Annotated in this window: 16 protein-coding genes; 7 read left to right on the top strand and 9 right to left on the bottom strand. The window is 64.5% G+C overall.

Annotated elements, in window-relative coordinates:
- Positions 1-32: 32 nt before the first annotated feature.
- Genes FNV92_RS04115 through FNV92_RS04100 form a run of 4 tightly spaced genes read right to left on the bottom strand, consistent with a single transcriptional unit; the run spans position 33 to position 3,613 of the window.
- Positions 33-821 (bottom strand): ABC transporter ATP-binding protein, encoded by a 789-nt coding sequence (locus FNV92_RS04115; RefSeq protein WP_143842051.1) that lies wholly within the window; start codon positions 819-821, stop codon positions 33-35.
- A 3-nt stretch (positions 822-824) separates the two neighbouring features.
- Positions 825-1,583 carry an ABC transporter ATP-binding protein gene (locus tag FNV92_RS04110; protein ID WP_143842053.1) on the bottom strand — a complete coding sequence of 253 codons (759 nt, stop codon included), beginning with the start codon at positions 1,581-1,583 and terminating at the stop codon, positions 825-827.
- Positions 1,580-2,731, bottom strand: coding sequence for a branched-chain amino acid ABC transporter permease (locus FNV92_RS04105; protein ID WP_143842055.1), 1,152 nt, complete (start codon positions 2,729-2,731; stop codon positions 1,580-1,582). The genes FNV92_RS04110 and FNV92_RS04105 overlap by 4 nt, the downstream gene beginning before the upstream one ends.
- A 6-nt stretch (positions 2,732-2,737) precedes the next feature.
- Positions 2,738-3,613, bottom strand: a complete 876-nt coding sequence (locus FNV92_RS04100) for a branched-chain amino acid ABC transporter permease (protein WP_014439479.1) — start codon at positions 3,611-3,613, stop codon at positions 2,738-2,740.
- A gap of 275 nt (positions 3,614-3,888) precedes the next feature.
- On the opposite strand from FNV92_RS04100, the gene FNV92_RS04095 reads away from it, so the two are divergent.
- From FNV92_RS04095 to FNV92_RS04075, 5 genes are all read left to right on the top strand, one after another.
- Positions 3,889-4,638, top strand: coding sequence for an ABC transporter ATP-binding protein (locus tag FNV92_RS04095; protein WP_168213768.1), 750 nt, complete (start codon positions 3,889-3,891; stop codon positions 4,636-4,638).
- Positions 4,635-6,161 carry a permease gene (locus tag FNV92_RS04090; protein WP_143842059.1) on the top strand — a complete coding sequence of 509 codons (1,527 nt, stop codon included), beginning with the start codon at positions 4,635-4,637 and terminating at the stop codon, positions 6,159-6,161. Before FNV92_RS04095 ends, FNV92_RS04090 begins: the two co-directional genes overlap by 4 nt.
- Before the next feature lie 96 nt (positions 6,162-6,257).
- A complete protein-coding gene (locus tag FNV92_RS04085; RefSeq protein WP_143842061.1) occupies positions 6,258-7,070 on the top strand; it encodes an MBL fold metallo-hydrolase in 813 nt (270 codons plus the stop codon).
- Positions 7,071-7,135: 65 nt separating this feature from the next.
- Positions 7,136-7,657 carry a hypothetical protein gene (locus tag FNV92_RS04080; RefSeq protein ID WP_168213361.1) on the top strand — a complete coding sequence of 174 codons (522 nt, stop codon included), beginning with the start codon at positions 7,136-7,138 and terminating at the stop codon, positions 7,655-7,657.
- 307 nt (positions 7,658-7,964) lie between these two features.
- Entirely contained in the window at positions 7,965-9,017 is a 1,053-nt protein-coding gene (locus FNV92_RS04075) for an amidohydrolase family protein (RefSeq protein ID WP_143842066.1), read from the top strand.
- 116 nt (positions 9,018-9,133) lie between these two features.
- On the opposite strand, the gene FNV92_RS04070 is transcribed toward FNV92_RS04075, so the two are convergent.
- Positions 9,134-9,589 carry a cupin domain-containing protein gene (locus FNV92_RS04070; RefSeq protein WP_014439473.1) on the bottom strand — a complete coding sequence of 152 codons (456 nt, stop codon included), beginning with the start codon at positions 9,587-9,589 and terminating at the stop codon, positions 9,134-9,136.
- A 236-nt stretch (positions 9,590-9,825) separates the two neighbouring features.
- On the opposite strand from FNV92_RS04070, the gene FNV92_RS04065 reads away from it, so the two are divergent.
- Positions 9,826-10,380, top strand: coding sequence for a hypothetical protein (locus FNV92_RS04065; protein ID WP_143842068.1), 555 nt, complete (start codon positions 9,826-9,828; stop codon positions 10,378-10,380).
- A gap of 122 nt (positions 10,381-10,502) precedes the next feature.
- Here the strand turns inward: FNV92_RS04065 and FNV92_RS04060 are convergent, their stop codons facing one another.
- The 3 genes from FNV92_RS04060 to FNV92_RS04050 all read right to left on the bottom strand — a co-directional run bounded on the left by FNV92_RS04060 (position 10,503) and on the right by FNV92_RS04050 (position 13,655).
- Positions 10,503-11,759: an aminopeptidase gene (locus tag FNV92_RS04060; protein ID WP_143842070.1), complete on the bottom strand. Its 1,257-nt coding sequence runs from the start codon at positions 11,757-11,759 to the stop codon at positions 10,503-10,505.
- 112 nt (positions 11,760-11,871) lie between these two features.
- Entirely contained in the window at positions 11,872-13,233 is a 1,362-nt protein-coding gene (locus FNV92_RS04055; protein WP_143842072.1) for a class-II fumarase/aspartase family protein, read from the bottom strand.
- 143 nt (positions 13,234-13,376) lie between these two features.
- Entirely contained in the window at positions 13,377-13,655 is a 279-nt protein-coding gene (locus FNV92_RS04050; protein ID WP_168213221.1) for a hypothetical protein, read from the bottom strand.
- Here FNV92_RS04050 and FNV92_RS04045 point away from each other — a divergent pair.
- Positions 13,548-15,104: a winged helix-turn-helix domain-containing protein gene (locus FNV92_RS04045; RefSeq protein ID WP_143842074.1), complete on the top strand. Its 1,557-nt coding sequence runs from the start codon at positions 13,548-13,550 to the stop codon at positions 15,102-15,104. The two genes, FNV92_RS04050 and FNV92_RS04045, sit on opposite strands and share 108 nt — an antisense overlap.
- 179 nt (positions 15,105-15,283) lie before the next feature.
- Here FNV92_RS04045 and FNV92_RS04040 read toward each other — a convergent pair whose 3' ends face one another.
- Positions 15,284-15,706, bottom strand: a complete 423-nt coding sequence (locus tag FNV92_RS04040) for a GFA family protein (protein WP_014439467.1) — start codon at positions 15,704-15,706, stop codon at positions 15,284-15,286.
- Between the last annotated feature and the right edge of the window lie 194 nt (positions 15,707-15,900).

Raw genomic sequence — 15,900 nt, 5'->3', positions numbered from 1 at the left:
ACGCCACTTCCTCTTCAACACCACGTATTCCGCTAGCGCCACGTCTTCTTCTTTTTCCAGCGCCGCTCGCCGCGCGCGCCCTCTTCCCTGGCGCCAAGGTAGAATTCCTGGATGTCCTGGGAATGCATCAAGCGGTCGCAGGCGTCGTTCATCACGACGCGTCCGATCTCGAGCACATAGCCGTAATGCGCCGTCTCCAGCGCCACCTTGGCATTCTGCTCGACCAGCAGGATCGACATGCCCTGCTCCTCGTTGACGCGGCGGATGATCGTGAAGATCTCCTTCACCAGCAGCGGCGACAGGCCGAGCGAGGGTTCGTCGAGCAGCAGCAGCGTCGGCCGGTTCATCAGCGCGCGGCCGATCGCGAGCATCTGCTGCTCACCGCCGGAGAGCTGGCCGGCCGGTTGGTTGATGCGCTCCCGCAGCCGCGGGAAATAGCCGTAGACGCGCTCCAGATCCTCCGCGACGCCGTCACGGTCCTTGCGCGGGTAGGCCCCCATCATCAGGTTCTCCCGCACCGAGAGGAACGGAAACACCTCGCGTCCCTCGGGCACATGGCTGAGGCCGAGGCGCACGATGCGGTCCGCCTCCATGCGCTGGATCGGCTTGCCCATGAACTCGATCGAGCCCTTCTGCGGATCGAGAATGCCGGAGATGGTCTTCAGCACCGTGGTCTTGCCGGCCCCGTTGGCGCCGAGCAGCGTGACGATGCGGCCGCGCGGCACCTCCAGCGAAATGCCGCGGATCGCCATGATCGGCCCGTAATAGCTCTCGATGTTGGAGAGTTTCAGGATGATGTCCGGCGTCACGGCGGCGTCCATGCCTCAGGCTCCCAGATACGCGGCGACGACGTCGGGGTGCTGCTGGACCTCGGCGGGCGAGCCCATCGCCAGCACCCGGCCGTAGTTCAGCGCAATGACGCGATCGGAGACGCGGTTCACCAGCGACATGTCATGCTCGACCATCAGCACGGTGACGCCGAGCTCGCTCTTCATGTCGCGGATCCAGAACGACATGTCGTTGGTCTCCTCGACATTGAGGCCGGAGGACGGCTCGTCGAGCAGGATCAGTTTAGGCTCCGAGCACAGCGCGCGCGCGAGCTCGATCACCTTGCGAACGCCGTAGGGAAGGCCCGAGATCAGCTTGTCGCGGTAGGGTTCGAGATCGAGGAACTCGATCACCTGCTCGACGCGGCGGCGGTGTACCTTCTCGTTGGCGCGCACGCTCGGCAGGAACAGCACCTCCTGCCAGAGCTGCGTGGTCGAATGCCGGTGGCGGCCGACCAGGAGGTTCGACAGCACGGTGGCATTCTCGAACAGCTCGATGTTCTGGAAGGTGCGGGCGATGCCGAGCCTTGCGATGTCGTAGGGCGGCTGCTCCGTGATGTCCTGGTCCTCGAAGAAGATACGACCCGAGGTCGGCCGGTAGATCCGCGAGATCAAGTTGAAGATCGAGCTCTTGCCGGCGCCGTTGGGACCGATGATCGAGAGGATCTCGCCCCGCTCGACCGCGAACGACACCGCGTCGACCGCCTTGAGACCGCCGAAATGCAGCGACAGGTTCTCGGCGCGGAAATAGCTCATCTGTTCCGCTCCGACTTCACGTAGATCTTCTGCCGCTTGAAGGTGGCGCGCTTGTACAGCGGGAACAGCTGGAAGAAGAGTTTGATCTTCAGCCAGCGGCCGTAGAGCCCGAGCGGCTCGAACAGCACGAACAGCACGATGATGATGCCGTAGATCGCGCCCTTGAGGCCGTTGAGCGAGGCGAAGGCCGCGACCTTGGACTGGATATTGCCCGCAGTCGCTGCCCCTGCCCCGAACGTCGCGGCGATGCCGGCGATGATGCCGGGCATGTCGTCCTTCAAATAGGTCAGGAACGGGTCGATCATCACGATGAAGATCGCGCCCAGCACCGCCCCGTGCAGGCTGAAGGAGCCACCGATCAAGATCACGATGATGAACTCGATCGAGAGCTGCAGCGTGAACATCTCCGGCGAGATGAAGGAGAGCTTGTGCGCGAACAACACGCCGGCAAAGCCGGTGATCGCCGCCGAGATCGCGAACGACTTCACCTTGTAGAGCGCGACATTGACGCCCATGCTGCGCGCGGCCGTCTCGCTGTCGCGGATCGCGACGAAGGCGCGGCCGGTCGGCGATCGCAGCAGATTGAGCGTGCCGACGATGGTCAGCACCAGCACGGCGAGGCAGAGGAAATAGAAGGTCGGGCTGTCGCGCGGCACCGCGACGCCGAGCAGCGAGAGCGTCTTGACCCGCATGCCCTCGTTGCCGTTGGTGACGCTCTCCCAGCGCGCCAGGATTTCCTCCACGATCAAGGCGAAGGAGATGGTGGCGATGACGAGATAGATGCCCTGGAGCCGGAGCGCGGGGAAACCGACCATCGCACCGATCAGGCCGGTCAGGGCGCCTGCGGCGAGGAAGTAGACCGGAAAGGGCACGTTGTATTTCTGCAAGTACGCCGCCGTATAGGCGCCGATCGCGAGAAACGCGGCATGGCCGAGCGAGGCCTGCCCCGTAAAGCCGGTCAGGATCATCAGCGCCACGCCGACGGTGGCGTAGATGCAGACGAAGACGAGCTGGCTCATCAGATAGCTGGAGAGCACGTAGGGCGCGATCAGCAACACGGCCAGCAGGACGCCGTAGGAGACGATGTAGCCCGAATGCGGAAACAGCCTGATGTCGTCCTCATAGTCGGTCTTGAACAGGAAGCGCATGGCGGTTCAGACCTTCTTGCGGACGTGAAGGCCGAACAGGCCCTCGGGCTTGAGCAAGAGCACGGCGAGCAGCACGATATAGGGCGCGACATCCTTCCAGCCCTCGGCGAGATAAAAGCCGGCCATGCTCTCGATCACGCCGATCAAGACCCCGCCGACGACCGCACCGGGGATCGAGCCGAAGCCGCCGAGCACCGCCGCCGGAAACGCCTTCAGGCCGAGCACGAGGCCCACATTCGAGTGGATGAAGGTAATCGGCGCCAGCAGCACGCCGGCGCAGGTCGCCACCGCCGCGCTGATTGCCCAGACGATCGACACCACCCGCTTGACCGGAATCCCCATGTAATAGGCCGCCAGCATGTTCTCGGAACTGGCGCGCATCGCGGTTCCGAGCGTGGTCTTGTTGAAGAACAGCCAGAGCAATGTGCACAGGATCATCGTCGCCGCGATCACCGAGAGCTTGTCGTAGGCCAGCACCAGCGAGCCGATGCGCAGCACGCCCTGGCTGAACGGCGTCTCGATCTTGAGATCGTCGGTGCCCCAGATCATGCCGGCGATCGAGCGCAGGAAGTAGCCGAGCCCGATGGTCGCCATGATGATGGAGAACTGCGGATAGCCGAGGATCGGCCGCACCACCACGCGCTCCGCCAGCATGCCGAACAGCGCCATCGCCGCCACAGCACCGGCAAAGCCGATCCAGTAGTTCAGGCCCATCATGCCGATGAAGGTGAAGGCGAAGAAGCCGCCCAGCATCATCAGATCGCCCTGGGCGAAATTGACGACCTCGGTGGCCTTGTAGACGAGCACGAAGCCGAGCGCGATCAGGCCGTAAACGCAGCCGAGCGCAACTCCGCTGACCAGCTGCTGAACGAAATCCAGCATTGCCGCGCATCCTCCCGATGCAACCAGCGGTTCTTCGTGACCGCCTTGCCGCATCTTGTGTCCAGTCGCTACGCAGTCGTTTCGCCGCGTTAGCTCCATTTGTCCCGGCGCAATTCAGCCTGAACCGCCACGCGCTGTCAACAAACGGTGACTTGTTAGGGCGACTTGCCTTTAGTCCAAGGAGGATGGTGGAATTTGCAGCGGCACGATTCACGGTGCCGAAACATCTTCAGGGCATGGTCGCGAGCGATGCAAAACCGCAAGGTGTGGCCGACATGAAGCCGGACAACTCGGCGCTCGAAGTCCGAGGGTTAACGAAGCGTTTTGACCGTTTGGCGGTCGATAGCCTCGATCTCACCATTCACGCCGGAGAATTCTACGCGCTGGTCGGCCCCAACGGGGCCGGCAAGACCACCACTTTACGCATGGTTGCAGGCCTGCTCAGGCCCGATGCCGGCGCGGTCTCGATCTTCGGCATCGATGCGCTCGCAAATCCGGTCGCCGCCAAGCAGGTGATGGCGTGGGTCTCCGACGAGCCGATGATCTACGACAAGCTCACGCCGCTCGAATATCTGGAATTCGTCGCCGGCCTCTGGGGCATCGCGCCATCGATCTCGGAACCGGTCGCGCAGGAGCTGCTCGGCTCGCTCGGGCTCCATCCGCACCGGCACGAACGCTGCGAGGGCTTCTCCAAGGGCATGCGCCAGAAGGTCGCTCTCGCCGGCGCGCTGGTGCACGGCCCTCGCCTGATCATTCTCGACGAGCCGCTGACCGGACTCGATGCGGTCTCTGCCCGTCACGTGAAGGGCCTGCTGAGCGAGCGCGTCCAGGCGGGCTGCACCATCATCATGACGACGCATATTCTCGAAGTTGCCGAACGCATGGCCGACCGCATCGGCGTGATCGCCTCGGGCCGTCTGGTCGCCGAAGGAACACTCACCGAATTGCGCCAGCAGAACGGCCATGCCGACACCAGCCTGGAAGATCTCTTCATCGCGCTGGTGACGCTCCAGGAAGCCGCATGAGCTCGGCGACCGCGCTCTCCTGGTTTGCGCGCCACGAGTTGCGTCTCGCCTGGCGCGAATGGTTCGCGATGATGACCGGCGGCCGGCGCAAGCGGACGCGTGCTGCCGTGATCGGCCTGGTGTGCTTCGCAGCCCTGCTGCATCTGCCGGCCTGGGCCGTGATCGGCCGCTTCGCCGACCTGCAGCTGCCGCTCGACAAATCCTCGCTGATCGTGATCACGGCGACGATATTCTTGGCTTGGACGCTGATGCTGTCGCAGGCGATCGAATCGGTGACGCGGGTGTTTTACGCCCGCGCCGATCTCGACCTCATCATGTCCTCGCCGGCGCGGCTCACCAATCTGTTCTCGGTGCGCATCGCCGCGATCGCACTCACCGTCACGGTGCTGGCGCTGCTGTTCTCGACACCTTTCATCGACGCGCTCGTGTTCGGCGGCGGCGCGCGCTGGCTTGCGGCGTTCGGCGTCGTCGTCGCCATGGGCCTGTCGGCCGCGGCGGTCGCGATCGCCGTCACCATCCTGATGTTCCGCCTGATCGGCCCGGCGCGGACGCGCTTCGTGGCCCAGATCCTCGCCGCGATCATCGGCGCCGGCTTCGTGATTGCGCTGCAGGTCGCCGCGATTATGTCCTATGGCACGCTGTCGCGCATCACCATCCTGACATCAGGCACCTTTGCCGAACACGCTCCTGATGTCGACAGCATCTGGTGGTGGCCGGCGCGGGCGGCCTTGGGCGACACCGAGGCGCTGTTGCTGCTTCTGGCGCTCGGGCTCGTGCTGCTCGGAAGCGTCATGGCGATGTTCTCGGGCCGCTTCGCCGACACCGCGATCGATGCGGCCGCCTACGGCAGGTCCGGCAGCAAGCGGGCCAAGCAACGCCCGTTCCGGAGCGGATCGCGGCAACAAGCGCTGCGGCGCAAGGAATTTTCGCTGCTGTGGCGCGATCCCTGGCTGGTCTCGCAAACCCTGATGCAGCTACTTTATCTGGTGCCGCCGGCGCTGCTGCTGTGGCGCAGCTTCGCCGACAGCTCCGCGGCGGTGACCTTGATCACGCCCGTTATCGTCATGGCGGCGGGACAACTCGCCGGTGGCCTCGCCTGGCTGACGATCTCAGGCGAAGACGCGCCCGACCTGGTCGCAACCGCGCCGCTGACACCGTCCAGCGTCATCCGCGCCAAGATCGAAGTGGTGCTGATCGCGATCGCCGTGATCTTCTGCCCGCTGATTGCCGCCCTGGCATTCGCCTCGCCATTCCAGGCCGCCGTCAGCGCCGCTGCCGTCATCATCAGCGCGGCCTCCGCGACCGCGATCCAGCTTTGGTTCCGGGTGCAGGCCCGGCGCAGCCAATTCCGCCGCCGCCAGACCTCGTCGCGGCTCGCGACCTTTGCCGAGGCCTTCTCCTCGATCGGCTGGGCCGCCAGTGCCGCCCTGCTGCTCGCGTTGCCGCTGGCCGGCCTCATCAGCGGCCTGATTACCGCCGGTCTCGTCGCCATCACCTGGAAGTTCAGTCCAAAGCACGATTAAAGGGCTGCGACACTGACGCGCTGCTGATCACGCCCTATTGGCCACGCGCTGCATTGCACGCTAGACTTTCCCCAGGGCGTCATTGGGGACGGTTTCATGTGGCGAATAGTTTGGGCGGCTCTGGTGCTGTTCGGCGCGCACCTCTCGTCTGCTCTCGCCCAGCAGCCCCAGCGCAGCGAATGCCTGGCGATGGCCAACGCAGCGCCTCGCGTCATGCCGGTGGCGTTCCGTCAGGCGGCAGCCGCGGCCGAGGTCCAGATCACCTATGCCGGCCATTCCACCTATTACATCGACACGCCCGGCGGCCTGCGCATCGCCACCGACTATAGCGGCGCCTATCAGTTCGGCCGGCTGCCCGATGTCGCCACGATGAACCGCGCGCACAGCACCCACTACACGCTGTTTCCCGACAAGCGCATTCCGCATGTGCTGCATGGCTGGAGCGAGGACGGCAAGCCGGCCATCGTGTCGGAACGCATCGGCGACACCTTCGTCCGTAACGTCACCACCGATATCCGCCGCTATTTCGGCGACGATGCCGGCGCCGACATGATCCGCGACGGCAATTCGATCTTCATCTTCGAAGTTGCGGGCCTCTGCATCGGTCATCTCGGCCATCTCCACCACAAGCTCGACGACAGCCACTTCGCCCAGATCGGGCGGCTCGACATCGTGATGGTGCCGATCGACGGCACCTACACCATGTCGCTGGGAGGCGTCGCCGAGATCACCAAACGGCTGCGTGCGTCCGTGGTGCTGCCGATGCACCGCTTCGCGACCCCGCTCGACGATTTCCTGCGCGGCATCGGCCAGCAGTTCGAGATCGATCGCCGCAGCGAGCGTTCCTTCCGGATGTCGCGCGATGCGCTGCCGACCACGCCGACGATGATCGTCCTCGACGGCGTCTGACGCGCAATTTTCTCCAAGTCGCTTGCGGCCTGCGTGTGCTCATCTCCTTGCAACAGGAGATCGACATGACCGACTTTGCGAGATTGCTGCACGCGGACGGACCGAACCCCGAACACGCAGCGGCGCTGCAGCTCTATGGCCGCTTCGTCGGCGACTGGGACGCTGAAATCACGGCCCATGGAGCGGACGGAACGAAGCACACCGCGCCCGGCGAAATCCATTTCGGCTGGGTGCTGGAGGGCCGCGCCGTGCAGGACGTCTGGATCATTCCTCGGCCCGCGGGCAGTCCCGCCTTTCCAATCGCGGGCAATTGGTACGGCACGACGCTCCGGGTCTACGATCCCACCACTTCCGCGTGGCGGATTTCCTGGTTCGATCCGGGCCGCAGTGTGTTCCGCCAGCAGATCGGCCGCCCGCACGGCGAGGACATCGTGCAGGAGGGCACCACCGAGGCCGGCGACCTCACGCGCTGGAGCTTTACGGAAATCACCGAGGATTCCTTCCACTGGCTCGGCGAGGTCAAGCCTGCCGCCGCAATGGAATGGCGGCTCGTGGTCGGCGTGAGAGCGAAGCGACGGAATATCTAAGATCGATCCTGCCGGCTCCGGGCTCGCAACCTCTCCCGCTTGCGGGGGAGGTCGCGCCGAAGGCGCGGGTGGGGGCTCTCTCCACGCTGGGAATCTCTCTGCGAGAGGCACCCCCACCCCAGCCCTCCCCCGCAAGCGGGAGAGGGAGCGCACCTTCCGTGTGGTGGCAATCGAGCCAAACCGAGTCCATGCTGGTAGCAGCGCCGCTGTGCTCGCGATGATGGATGCGGTTGCGCAATGCGCGCTGCTGCGCGCGTGAATGAGGTGCTAGGCTCCCGGCACAAAAAACATGAGGGAGCAAACGCCGATGGTTGCAAGCGGTCTGCCTGCCAACACCAGCGGGCTATTCGTCGAGCCGCGCGAGGATTGGCTCGCGCAACATCAGGAGGAGATCATCGATCCCGCACGGCGGATCGTCGATCCCCATCACCATCTCTGGAATCGCGGGCACCGCTACCTGATCGAGGAGATGGCGGCCGACATCGCCTCCGGCCACAACATCATCGCTACCGTCTATGTCGACTGCCGCTCGATGTACCGCGCGCACGGCCCCGAGGCATTCCGGCCCGTCGGCGAGGTCGAGTTCGCCAACGGCGTTGCCGCGATGAGCGCGAGCGGCGGTTACGGCTCGGCCGCGATCTGCGACGGCATCGTCAGCCACGCCAATCTGCTGCTGGGCGACGCCGCCAGGCCGGTGCTGGAGGCGGAGATCGCGGCGGGCAATGGCCGCTTCCGCGGCATCAGGCATTCCTCGGCCTGGGACGAAGACCCTGCCGTCGCCGGCATGTATGCGAACCGGCCAAGGGGACTGTTGCAGGATCCGACCTTCCGCAAGGGCTTTGCCTGCCTTGCGCCGCTGAATCTCAGCTTCGATGCCTGGCTGTTCCATCCACAGATCGGCGAGCTGACCGAGCTCGCGCGCGACTTCCCTGACACCAAAATCGTGCTCGACCATTGCGGCGGCCCGGCCGGAATCGGCCGCTTTGCAGGGCGGCGCGACGAGGTGTTTCCGCAGTGGCGCGCGTCGATCCAGGAGATCGCGAAATGCGAGAACGTCGTGGTCAAGCTCGGCGGGCTCGCGATGTGCCTGCTCGGCTACGACTTTCATTTGCGCAAGACGCCGCCGTCATCGGAAGAGCTTGCCGCCGCGTGGCGGCCCTATATCGAGACCTGCATCGAGGCCTTCGGGCCGGGACGCGCGATGTTCGAAAGCAATTTTCCGCCGGACAAGGGCCAGTGCAGCTACCAGGTGATCTTCAACGCCTTCAAGCGTATCGCCGCGCCCTTGAGCGAAGCCGAGAAGGCCGCGCTGTTCTCGAAGACCGCGATCGATGTCTACCGGCTCGACTTGCCATCGTGACAGGACTTGATGTCGTAACAAGGCTGGCCGTCATGACGAGAAGAGGGGCCGGGATGTTGATCCCGCCCCCTCTCCGTCGTAGCCGCTGGGAAGCGTCCTTGAAACCTGAAAACTGACTAGCCCGCGCCAAGCAGCGAGGCCGGGCGGCGCTCGCCGGTGGAGACAAACATCCGCTTGAGCCTGTTGACGACGCGGATCATGAAGCCGATCACGACGGGATTGGTCTTGCGGCAGAAAGCGATCTTCTTGACGTGGCCTTCGACATGCCATTTGGCATGCGCGCCGTCGCGGAAGAAAATGACGTCGCCGGGTCCGTAGCGCTTCGGCGGCATGCCGTCGCTCTCGAGCACGATCGATCCTTCCATGATCATGATCGTCTCGTCGATGTCGTAATACCAGTTGAAGCGACCCTCGGTGCACTGCCAGATGATGGTCGAGGCGGTGCCGTCATCGCTGGTGGACAGGATGTGCGAGCGCGATACCGGGTTGCCCTCGATGATCCAGGACGGCTCGATCGGCCGCAGTTCCAGGTCCACATTGCAGCTACCGATTTCAATCAATGCGCGCGACATCTACTTCCCCAGGAAATATAATATGACTGACCGGGTCTCGGCCCGGTTGTTCGAAAGATGTTGGAACGCTAGTAGCCGGTTTTTAATTCTTTCTTACGCAGGCCCCGACAATCAGCCGCAAGTTGCAGATGCGAAACGGTTAACGTCGGGATTTGCCTGCAAATTCGCGCACATGAACCCATCTTTTCCGGGGTGCGACAAAGTGCGCGAAATTGACCGTCGAAGGAGCCATGCCGATGCCCCTCACTCCAGAGGTTCTGACAACCAACAGCGAGGTCATTGCTTGGCTCGGCAGCCTCGACGTCTCGTTCGCGCCGGACGACGAGCCCTGGTTCACCATCGACGGTGTCGAGAGCCCCCGGCAGATCGGCGGTGACGGCGCCGGAGGCGCGTTCGTGCTGCTGCCGTCGCAGAATGTGCTCTACGTCTCATCGGAAGGCCGCGCAGGAATTATCGCCAATACGTTCGAGGCATTCGTTCAGCTGGTCGCAGCCCGCCCGTACTGGCTGGATATCCTCAAATTCTCCGCCGGCGGTGATCTCGAGGAAATGCGTCGCGCCGCGAGTGCGCTGGAGGCCACACTCGACGACGAGGACGAGGTCAACGAGGCCCGCGAGGAAATCCGCAGGGGTCTCGACCTGCCGGAGGCGGACGATCCCGTCCGTGCGCTTTACGAGGCGGTCGCCGCGTCCGACGCCATCGTGCGGGCGACCGACGGTTGCCCGTTCACGACGCTGTTCAACCGCTTCAGCGTCGACAGCAATCCGATGCTGCGCAACGCAGCGGCGTGAGAGGGGTGCTCGAGCCTGAACTGTCCCGGATCGTCATGGCCGGGCTTGTCCCGGCCATCCACGCCTGGCGGCACAAAGACCATGGATGCCCGGGTCAAGCCCGGGCATGACGAGCAGCAGCGTTACTTCGCCCACTCGCCCTTGCGGAACACCGGCACCTTGCTGCCGTCGGCCAGAATGCCGTCGATGTCGGTCTCGGACGAGCCGATCATCCAGTCGATATGGATCAGGCTCTGGTTGCCGCCTTGGGCCGCGATCTGTTGCGGGGTCAGCTGGGCGCCGTTGACGAAGCACTTCGAATAGCACTGACCGAGCGCAATGTGCGAGGCCGCGTTCTCGTCGAACAGCGTGTTGTAGAACAACAGCCCGCTCTGCGAGATCGGCGAGGAATGCGGCACCAGCGCCACTTCGCCGAGCCGCCGCGCGCCCTCGTCGGTATCGAGCACCTTGTTCAGCACCTCCGCGCCGCGCGAGGCCTTGGCTTCGACGATCCTGCCGTCCTCGAAGCGCACCGCGATGTTGTCGATCAGCGTGCCCTGGTAGGACAGCGGCTTCGAACTCACGACATGTCCGTAGACGCGCCGGCAATGCGGCGTGGTGAAGACCTCTTCGGTCGGGATGTTGGCGTTGCAGCTGATACCGTTCTTGGACAGCGAGGCTCCGCCTTCCCATTCATGGCCGTCGGCGAGCCCGATAGTGAGGTCGGTCCCCGGGCCCGAGTACTGCAGCGCGCGGAAACGCTGGCCGTTGAGCCAGTTGGTGCGCTCGCGCAGCACCGCATTGTGACTTGCCCAATTGGCCGTGGCGTCCTCGCGATCAACGCGGGACGCGGCGAAGATCGCGTCCGCGAGCTTGCCGATCGCGATCTCTTCCTGATCGTTGGGAAACACCAGCTTGGCCCACGCTGAGCTCGGATAGGCGATGATGTTCCAGTTGGTGTCGAAATTGACAATCTTTTCCAACGCCGGTTGATAGGCGATGGAATTTGCCTTGCTGGCGCGCGCGACCTTGGAAGCATCTTCACCCGACAGCAGCATCGGATTGTCGCCGACGATCGCAAGCCGCGCGGTATTATTCGAGAACGCTTTCGCCATGCCCTCGTAGAGCCAGTTGGCGGCCCGATCAAAGCTGTCGTCGTGGCCGTGGCGATAGCGCGCCAGCGTCATCTCTTCATCCGACAGGATGGGCGTCACGATGCCGGCGCCGGCCTTGTAGGCGTGAACGGCGATCCGTCGCACCAGCGGCAGCGCGATCGCAGGCGCCGTCAAAAGCAGATCCTGTCCCGGCCGCAAGCCCAAGCCCACCTTCACCGCCACCTCGGCCAGCCGGTCGAGTTTCACGGGGTCAATGGGAGTGGCGGAATTGCGGTGGTCAGTCATGCGGAATCCTCTGCCGAAATTGTCCGTTCAATCTAAGTCTAGCATCCCGAGACACAAGTGCGCGAGCACCTTGCGAAACGTGAAAGATACGCAATTTCACCCATTTTGGTTTTCAACGCGTTGCCGATTTCAGCACCCGATCGACCATGGCGGGCGCAAGGCCGAGGTAATTTTTCGGTGAAGTCAGCGCATCGATCGTGGCGCGGTCGATGCGGGTCGAAACGCGGGAATCGGACGAGAGCGCGTCCGCCAGCGTCAGACCTTTCTCGTTGGCGAGCCGGCAGGCGTCATAGACGACGTCATGCGCCTCCTGCCGCCCGATCTGGGGCGCGAGCCCCATCATGACCGCCTCGGCCACGATCAGGCCGCGGCTGATGCCGAGATTGTCGTTCATCTTCGCTTCGTCCACGATGAGGCCGGCGAGCGCGAACTTCGCCTGGTGCAGCGCGCCTGCGGAGAGCACGAAGCTTTCGGGGATCGCCATCCATTCGGCGTGCCAGGGCCCCGTCGCGCGCTCGAAATCCTGCACCATGGCATCCAGCATCAGGCCGGCGTGCTGGCGCACCGCCTTGCTTGCTGCGAGCATCAACTCCGAGGAGATCGGGTTGCGCTTCTGCGGCATGGTTGAGGACGCACCCCGGCCCTTGACGAAGGGCTCGTAGAGTTCGGCGAACTCGGTGGAGGCCATGATCATGATGTCGAGCGCGATCTTGCCGAGCGAACCGGTGACGAGCGCGAGAAAATTCACCGCCTCGGCGAAGCCGTCGCGGGCGACGTGCCAGGTCGAGGCGGGAACGCCGAGCTTCAGCTCGGCGCAGAGCGCCTCCTGTACCTCGAACCCCTTGTTGCCGAGCGAGGCGAGCGTACCGGCGGCGCCGGCGAACTGGCCCACCAGGACGCGCGGCTTCAATTGCGCCAGACGCTCGGCGTGGCGGTCGAACATCGCGAGCCAGATCGCGGTCTTGTAACCGAAGGTCACCGGCAGCGCCTGCTGGAGATGAGTGCGGCCTGCCATCGGCGTGTCGCGATAGCGCTTCGAGAGGCCCGCCAGGATTTTTCGCAGCTCGCTGATGTCGCGCTCGACGAGCTCGAGCCCCGCGCGCAATTGCAGGACCACAGCGGTATCCATGATGTCCTGCGTGGTCGCGCCCCAATGCACGTAGCGGCCCGCTTCGCCGCATTGCTTCACCATCTGATGCACCAAAGGAAGGATCGGATAGCCGACGATGTCGGTCTCCTGCCGCAACAGGTCGAAATCGAGCGCGGCGACGTCCGTCCGCGCCGCGATCTGGTCGGCGGCGTCCTGCGGGATCACACCGCACCTTGCTTCCGCCTTCGCCAGCGCGACCTCGACCTCGGCATAGCGCCCGACCAGCGCGACGTCGGAAAACACCGCGCGCATCTCGGGCGTGCCGAATGCGTCGCGGAACAGCATGGAGTCGATCACGGTGGTCGAGGCGGGAAAAGCGGGCATGGGCGTTTCTTTGTGGTTGGCGTTTTGTGTGAACGCAGCTTACGCAAGCGACGGTGTTCGGCAATGGACAAAGCCCGCTGCTCCCGTCATTCCGGAGCGCGCCATTTGGCGCGAGCCCGGAGTGGCGGGGCAAATAATCCGCCTCACAACGTCGCATTCTCGCCGAGGTTGTATTCCTCCCCGAAAACGGCATGGCTGCCATCACGCGATCGTGGTGAACCCGATCGACCGCTCGGCGGACTCACAGACTTCAAGTCAAAGACCATTTTGATTTCATCATTGCCTGATGTCGTTGTGAGGACTGAGTTTTCGACGTGCAGTTCATGTTCCGGGACCACCTTCTCGATACCGATCGGCGCGAGCTGAGCCGCGAGCAGGTTCCCGTGGCCGTAGAGCCGCAGGTTTTCGACCTGGTCGTCCACCTCATGGAAAACCGCGACCGGGTGGTCAGCAAGGACGAGCTGATCGACAAGATCTGGCACGGACGCAGCGTCTCGGAATCCACCCTCACCAGCCGGATCAACGCGGCGCGCAAGGCGATCGGCGATAACGGCGCGAACCAGGCGCTGATCCGTACTATCGCACGCAAGGGCTTTCGCTTCGTCGGCGACGTCCAGACGCAGCTTGGCGCGGTGCCACCGGAGCTCGGCCGCCTCGCCCAGGCGCCGCAGGCGCTCGCGCTGCCGGACCGGCCTGCGATCGCCGTACTGCCCTTCACCAATATGAGCGGCGACCGCGAGCAAGACTATTTCTCCGACGGCATCAGCGAGGACATCATCACCGCGCTGTCGAAGCTGCGCTGGTTCTTCGTCGTCGCGCGCAACTCCTCCTTCGTCTACAAGGGGCGCGCGGTGCACATCCACGAGGTCGCGCGCGAGCTCGGCGTGCGCTATGTGCTCGAAGGCAGTGTGCGACGGAGCGGCGATCGCGTGCGCATCTCGGCCCAACTCAACGACGTCTCGACCGGCAGCCATCTCTGGGCCGAGCGCTACGATCGCGAGCTCGCCGACATCTTTGCCGTGCAGGACGAGATCACCGAAGCGATCATCGCCGCGATCGAGCCGCAGCTCTACGCCGCCGAGAGCTTTCGCGCCCAGCAGAAGCCCCCGGGCAGCCTGGATGCCTGGGACCTGGTGATGCGCGCGCTGTCGCATTACTGGCGCATCACGCGCGAGGACAATGCCGCCGCGCAGGCATTGCTCGAACAGGCGACCGCGATCGATCCGGCCTACGGCAAGGCGCTGGGCCTGCTCGCGACCAGCCATATCTTCGGCGCGCATATGGGCTGGGCCGACATGGCCGCCACCGTACCGGTTGCCGAACGGGCCGCGCTTGCGGCGGTGGAGGCCGATCGCGAGGACGCCTGGGCCCATCACGGCCTCGCCTATACCTATCTATTCCGCCGCCGCTTCGACGACGCGCTGGCAGAGTTCGAGCTGACGCTGACGCTCAATCCGAACTTTGCGATGGCGCACGCCTTCTATGGCGTGACGCTGTGCTACGCGGGACGATGGCAGGACGGCGATGTGGCCGCGCGCCGCGCGCTGCGGCTCAGCCCGCGCGATCCGCTCGCGGCGATCTATTGCGGTGTTGCGGCCTATGCGCAGTTCATCGGCCGCAATTACGAGGCGTCGATTCAGCTGGCGCGGGAGTCGATGCGGCAACGCGCCGATTTCGTCGGCGCCCATCGCGTGCTGACGGCCGCGGCCGGCATGTTGGGCGATCCCGAACTGGCGGCGTCCGCGCTGCAGGGCCTGCAACGCACCCAGCCAGGCCTCTCGCTGGCCTGGCTGACGCGCGAACTGCCGATGCTGCGCGCCGAGGATCGAGCGCATTATCTCGAAGGGTTTCAGCGCGCAGGGATGAAGTAGGCGGTCCACCCTCCCCTGGAGGGGGAGGGTCGGCGCGCATCTGAGCGTAGCGAAGATGAGAGACGGGGTGGGGTGACGGTCTCTCCGCATCGAATACCGCCCGTGTTGAGAAATCACCCCACCCCGCTCGCGCTTCGCGCGATCGACCCTCCCCCTCCAGGGGAGAAGGAAGAAAGCCCCTACTCCTGCATCATCTCGCCGCTGCCGCCGAACTCGGCGGGAAAATCCTTCAGCTTCGGCAGGCCGTCGCGCATCGGCAGCACCGTCTCGGAATAGTTGACGTGGACGCCGGGCGTGAAGGCGAGCGTGGGGATGGTGGCGGAGAAGACGTCGATCAGGTCGAGCGGCGGATGGTTGGTCATGAGATGACCGCCGCACTTCTTGCAGTATTTGCGCTGGCTGAGCGGCGTCTTGGCGAAGGTCTCGACGTGCTGGGCACCCTCGGTGATGCGCACGGCTTCGGGCTTCCACAGGCTGAAGGCGTTCACCGGTCCGCCCGACCACGAACGGCAGGACCGGCAATGGCAATAGCCCATCGCCGCCGGCTCGCCCGTAACCTCGATCGTGACCGCGCCGCAGAAGCAGTTTCCGACGTGTTTCATTTGGTCGTCTCCGTTGATGAAGGTGGAAATCCCTCTCCCCGCTCCTGTTCGCCGAAATCGCGGCGAAGACGGATGCGGGGAGAGGCTTCGGGGTGAGGGGGAATCACCCCGAGAAACGATGGAGGAGGAATCCGGCAAGATCAGTTACGCGCCTCAGCGTCGCCGCGCGTCCTCCTTTCGGCGGACGCGACGGA

It is taken from the genome of Bradyrhizobium cosmicum (genome assembly GCF_007290395.2).
In the GTDB taxonomy this organism is placed as follows: domain Bacteria; phylum Pseudomonadota; class Alphaproteobacteria; order Rhizobiales; family Xanthobacteraceae; genus Bradyrhizobium; species Bradyrhizobium cosmicum.
This window is presented reverse-complemented; position numbering and strand designations above follow the sequence as displayed.

Coding starts and splice junctions, on each gene's coding strand:
- FNV92_RS04115 (WP_143842051.1), bottom strand. CDS start 821: ATGGACGCCGCCGTGACGCCGGACATCATCCTGAAACTCTCCAACATC.
- FNV92_RS04110 (WP_143842053.1), bottom strand. CDS start 1,583: ATGAGCTATTTCCGCGCCGAGAACCTGTCGCTGCATTTCGGCGGTCTC.
- FNV92_RS04105 (WP_143842055.1), bottom strand. CDS start 2,731: ATGCGCTTCCTGTTCAAGACCGACTATGAGGACGACATCAGGCTGTTT.
- FNV92_RS04100 (WP_014439479.1), bottom strand. CDS start 3,613: ATGCTGGATTTCGTTCAGCAGCTGGTCAGCGGAGTTGCGCTCGGCTGC.
- FNV92_RS04095 (WP_168213768.1), top strand. CDS start 3,889: ATGAAGCCGGACAACTCGGCGCTCGAAGTCCGAGGGTTAACGAAGCGT.
- FNV92_RS04090 (WP_143842059.1), top strand. CDS start 4,635: ATGAGCTCGGCGACCGCGCTCTCCTGGTTTGCGCGCCACGAGTTGCGT.
- FNV92_RS04085 (WP_143842061.1), top strand. CDS start 6,258: ATGTGGCGAATAGTTTGGGCGGCTCTGGTGCTGTTCGGCGCGCACCTC.
- FNV92_RS04080 (WP_168213361.1), top strand. CDS start 7,136: ATGACCGACTTTGCGAGATTGCTGCACGCGGACGGACCGAACCCCGAA.
- FNV92_RS04075 (WP_143842066.1), top strand. CDS start 7,965: ATGGTTGCAAGCGGTCTGCCTGCCAACACCAGCGGGCTATTCGTCGAG.
- FNV92_RS04070 (WP_014439473.1), bottom strand. CDS start 9,589: ATGTCGCGCGCATTGATTGAAATCGGTAGCTGCAATGTGGACCTGGAA.
- FNV92_RS04065 (WP_143842068.1), top strand. CDS start 9,826: ATGCCCCTCACTCCAGAGGTTCTGACAACCAACAGCGAGGTCATTGCT.
- FNV92_RS04060 (WP_143842070.1), bottom strand. CDS start 11,759: ATGACTGACCACCGCAATTCCGCCACTCCCATTGACCCCGTGAAACTC.
- FNV92_RS04055 (WP_143842072.1), bottom strand. CDS start 13,233: ATGCCCGCTTTTCCCGCCTCGACCACCGTGATCGACTCCATGCTGTTC.
- FNV92_RS04040 (WP_014439467.1), bottom strand. CDS start 15,706: ATGAAACACGTCGGAAACTGCTTCTGCGGCGCGGTCACGATCGAGGTT.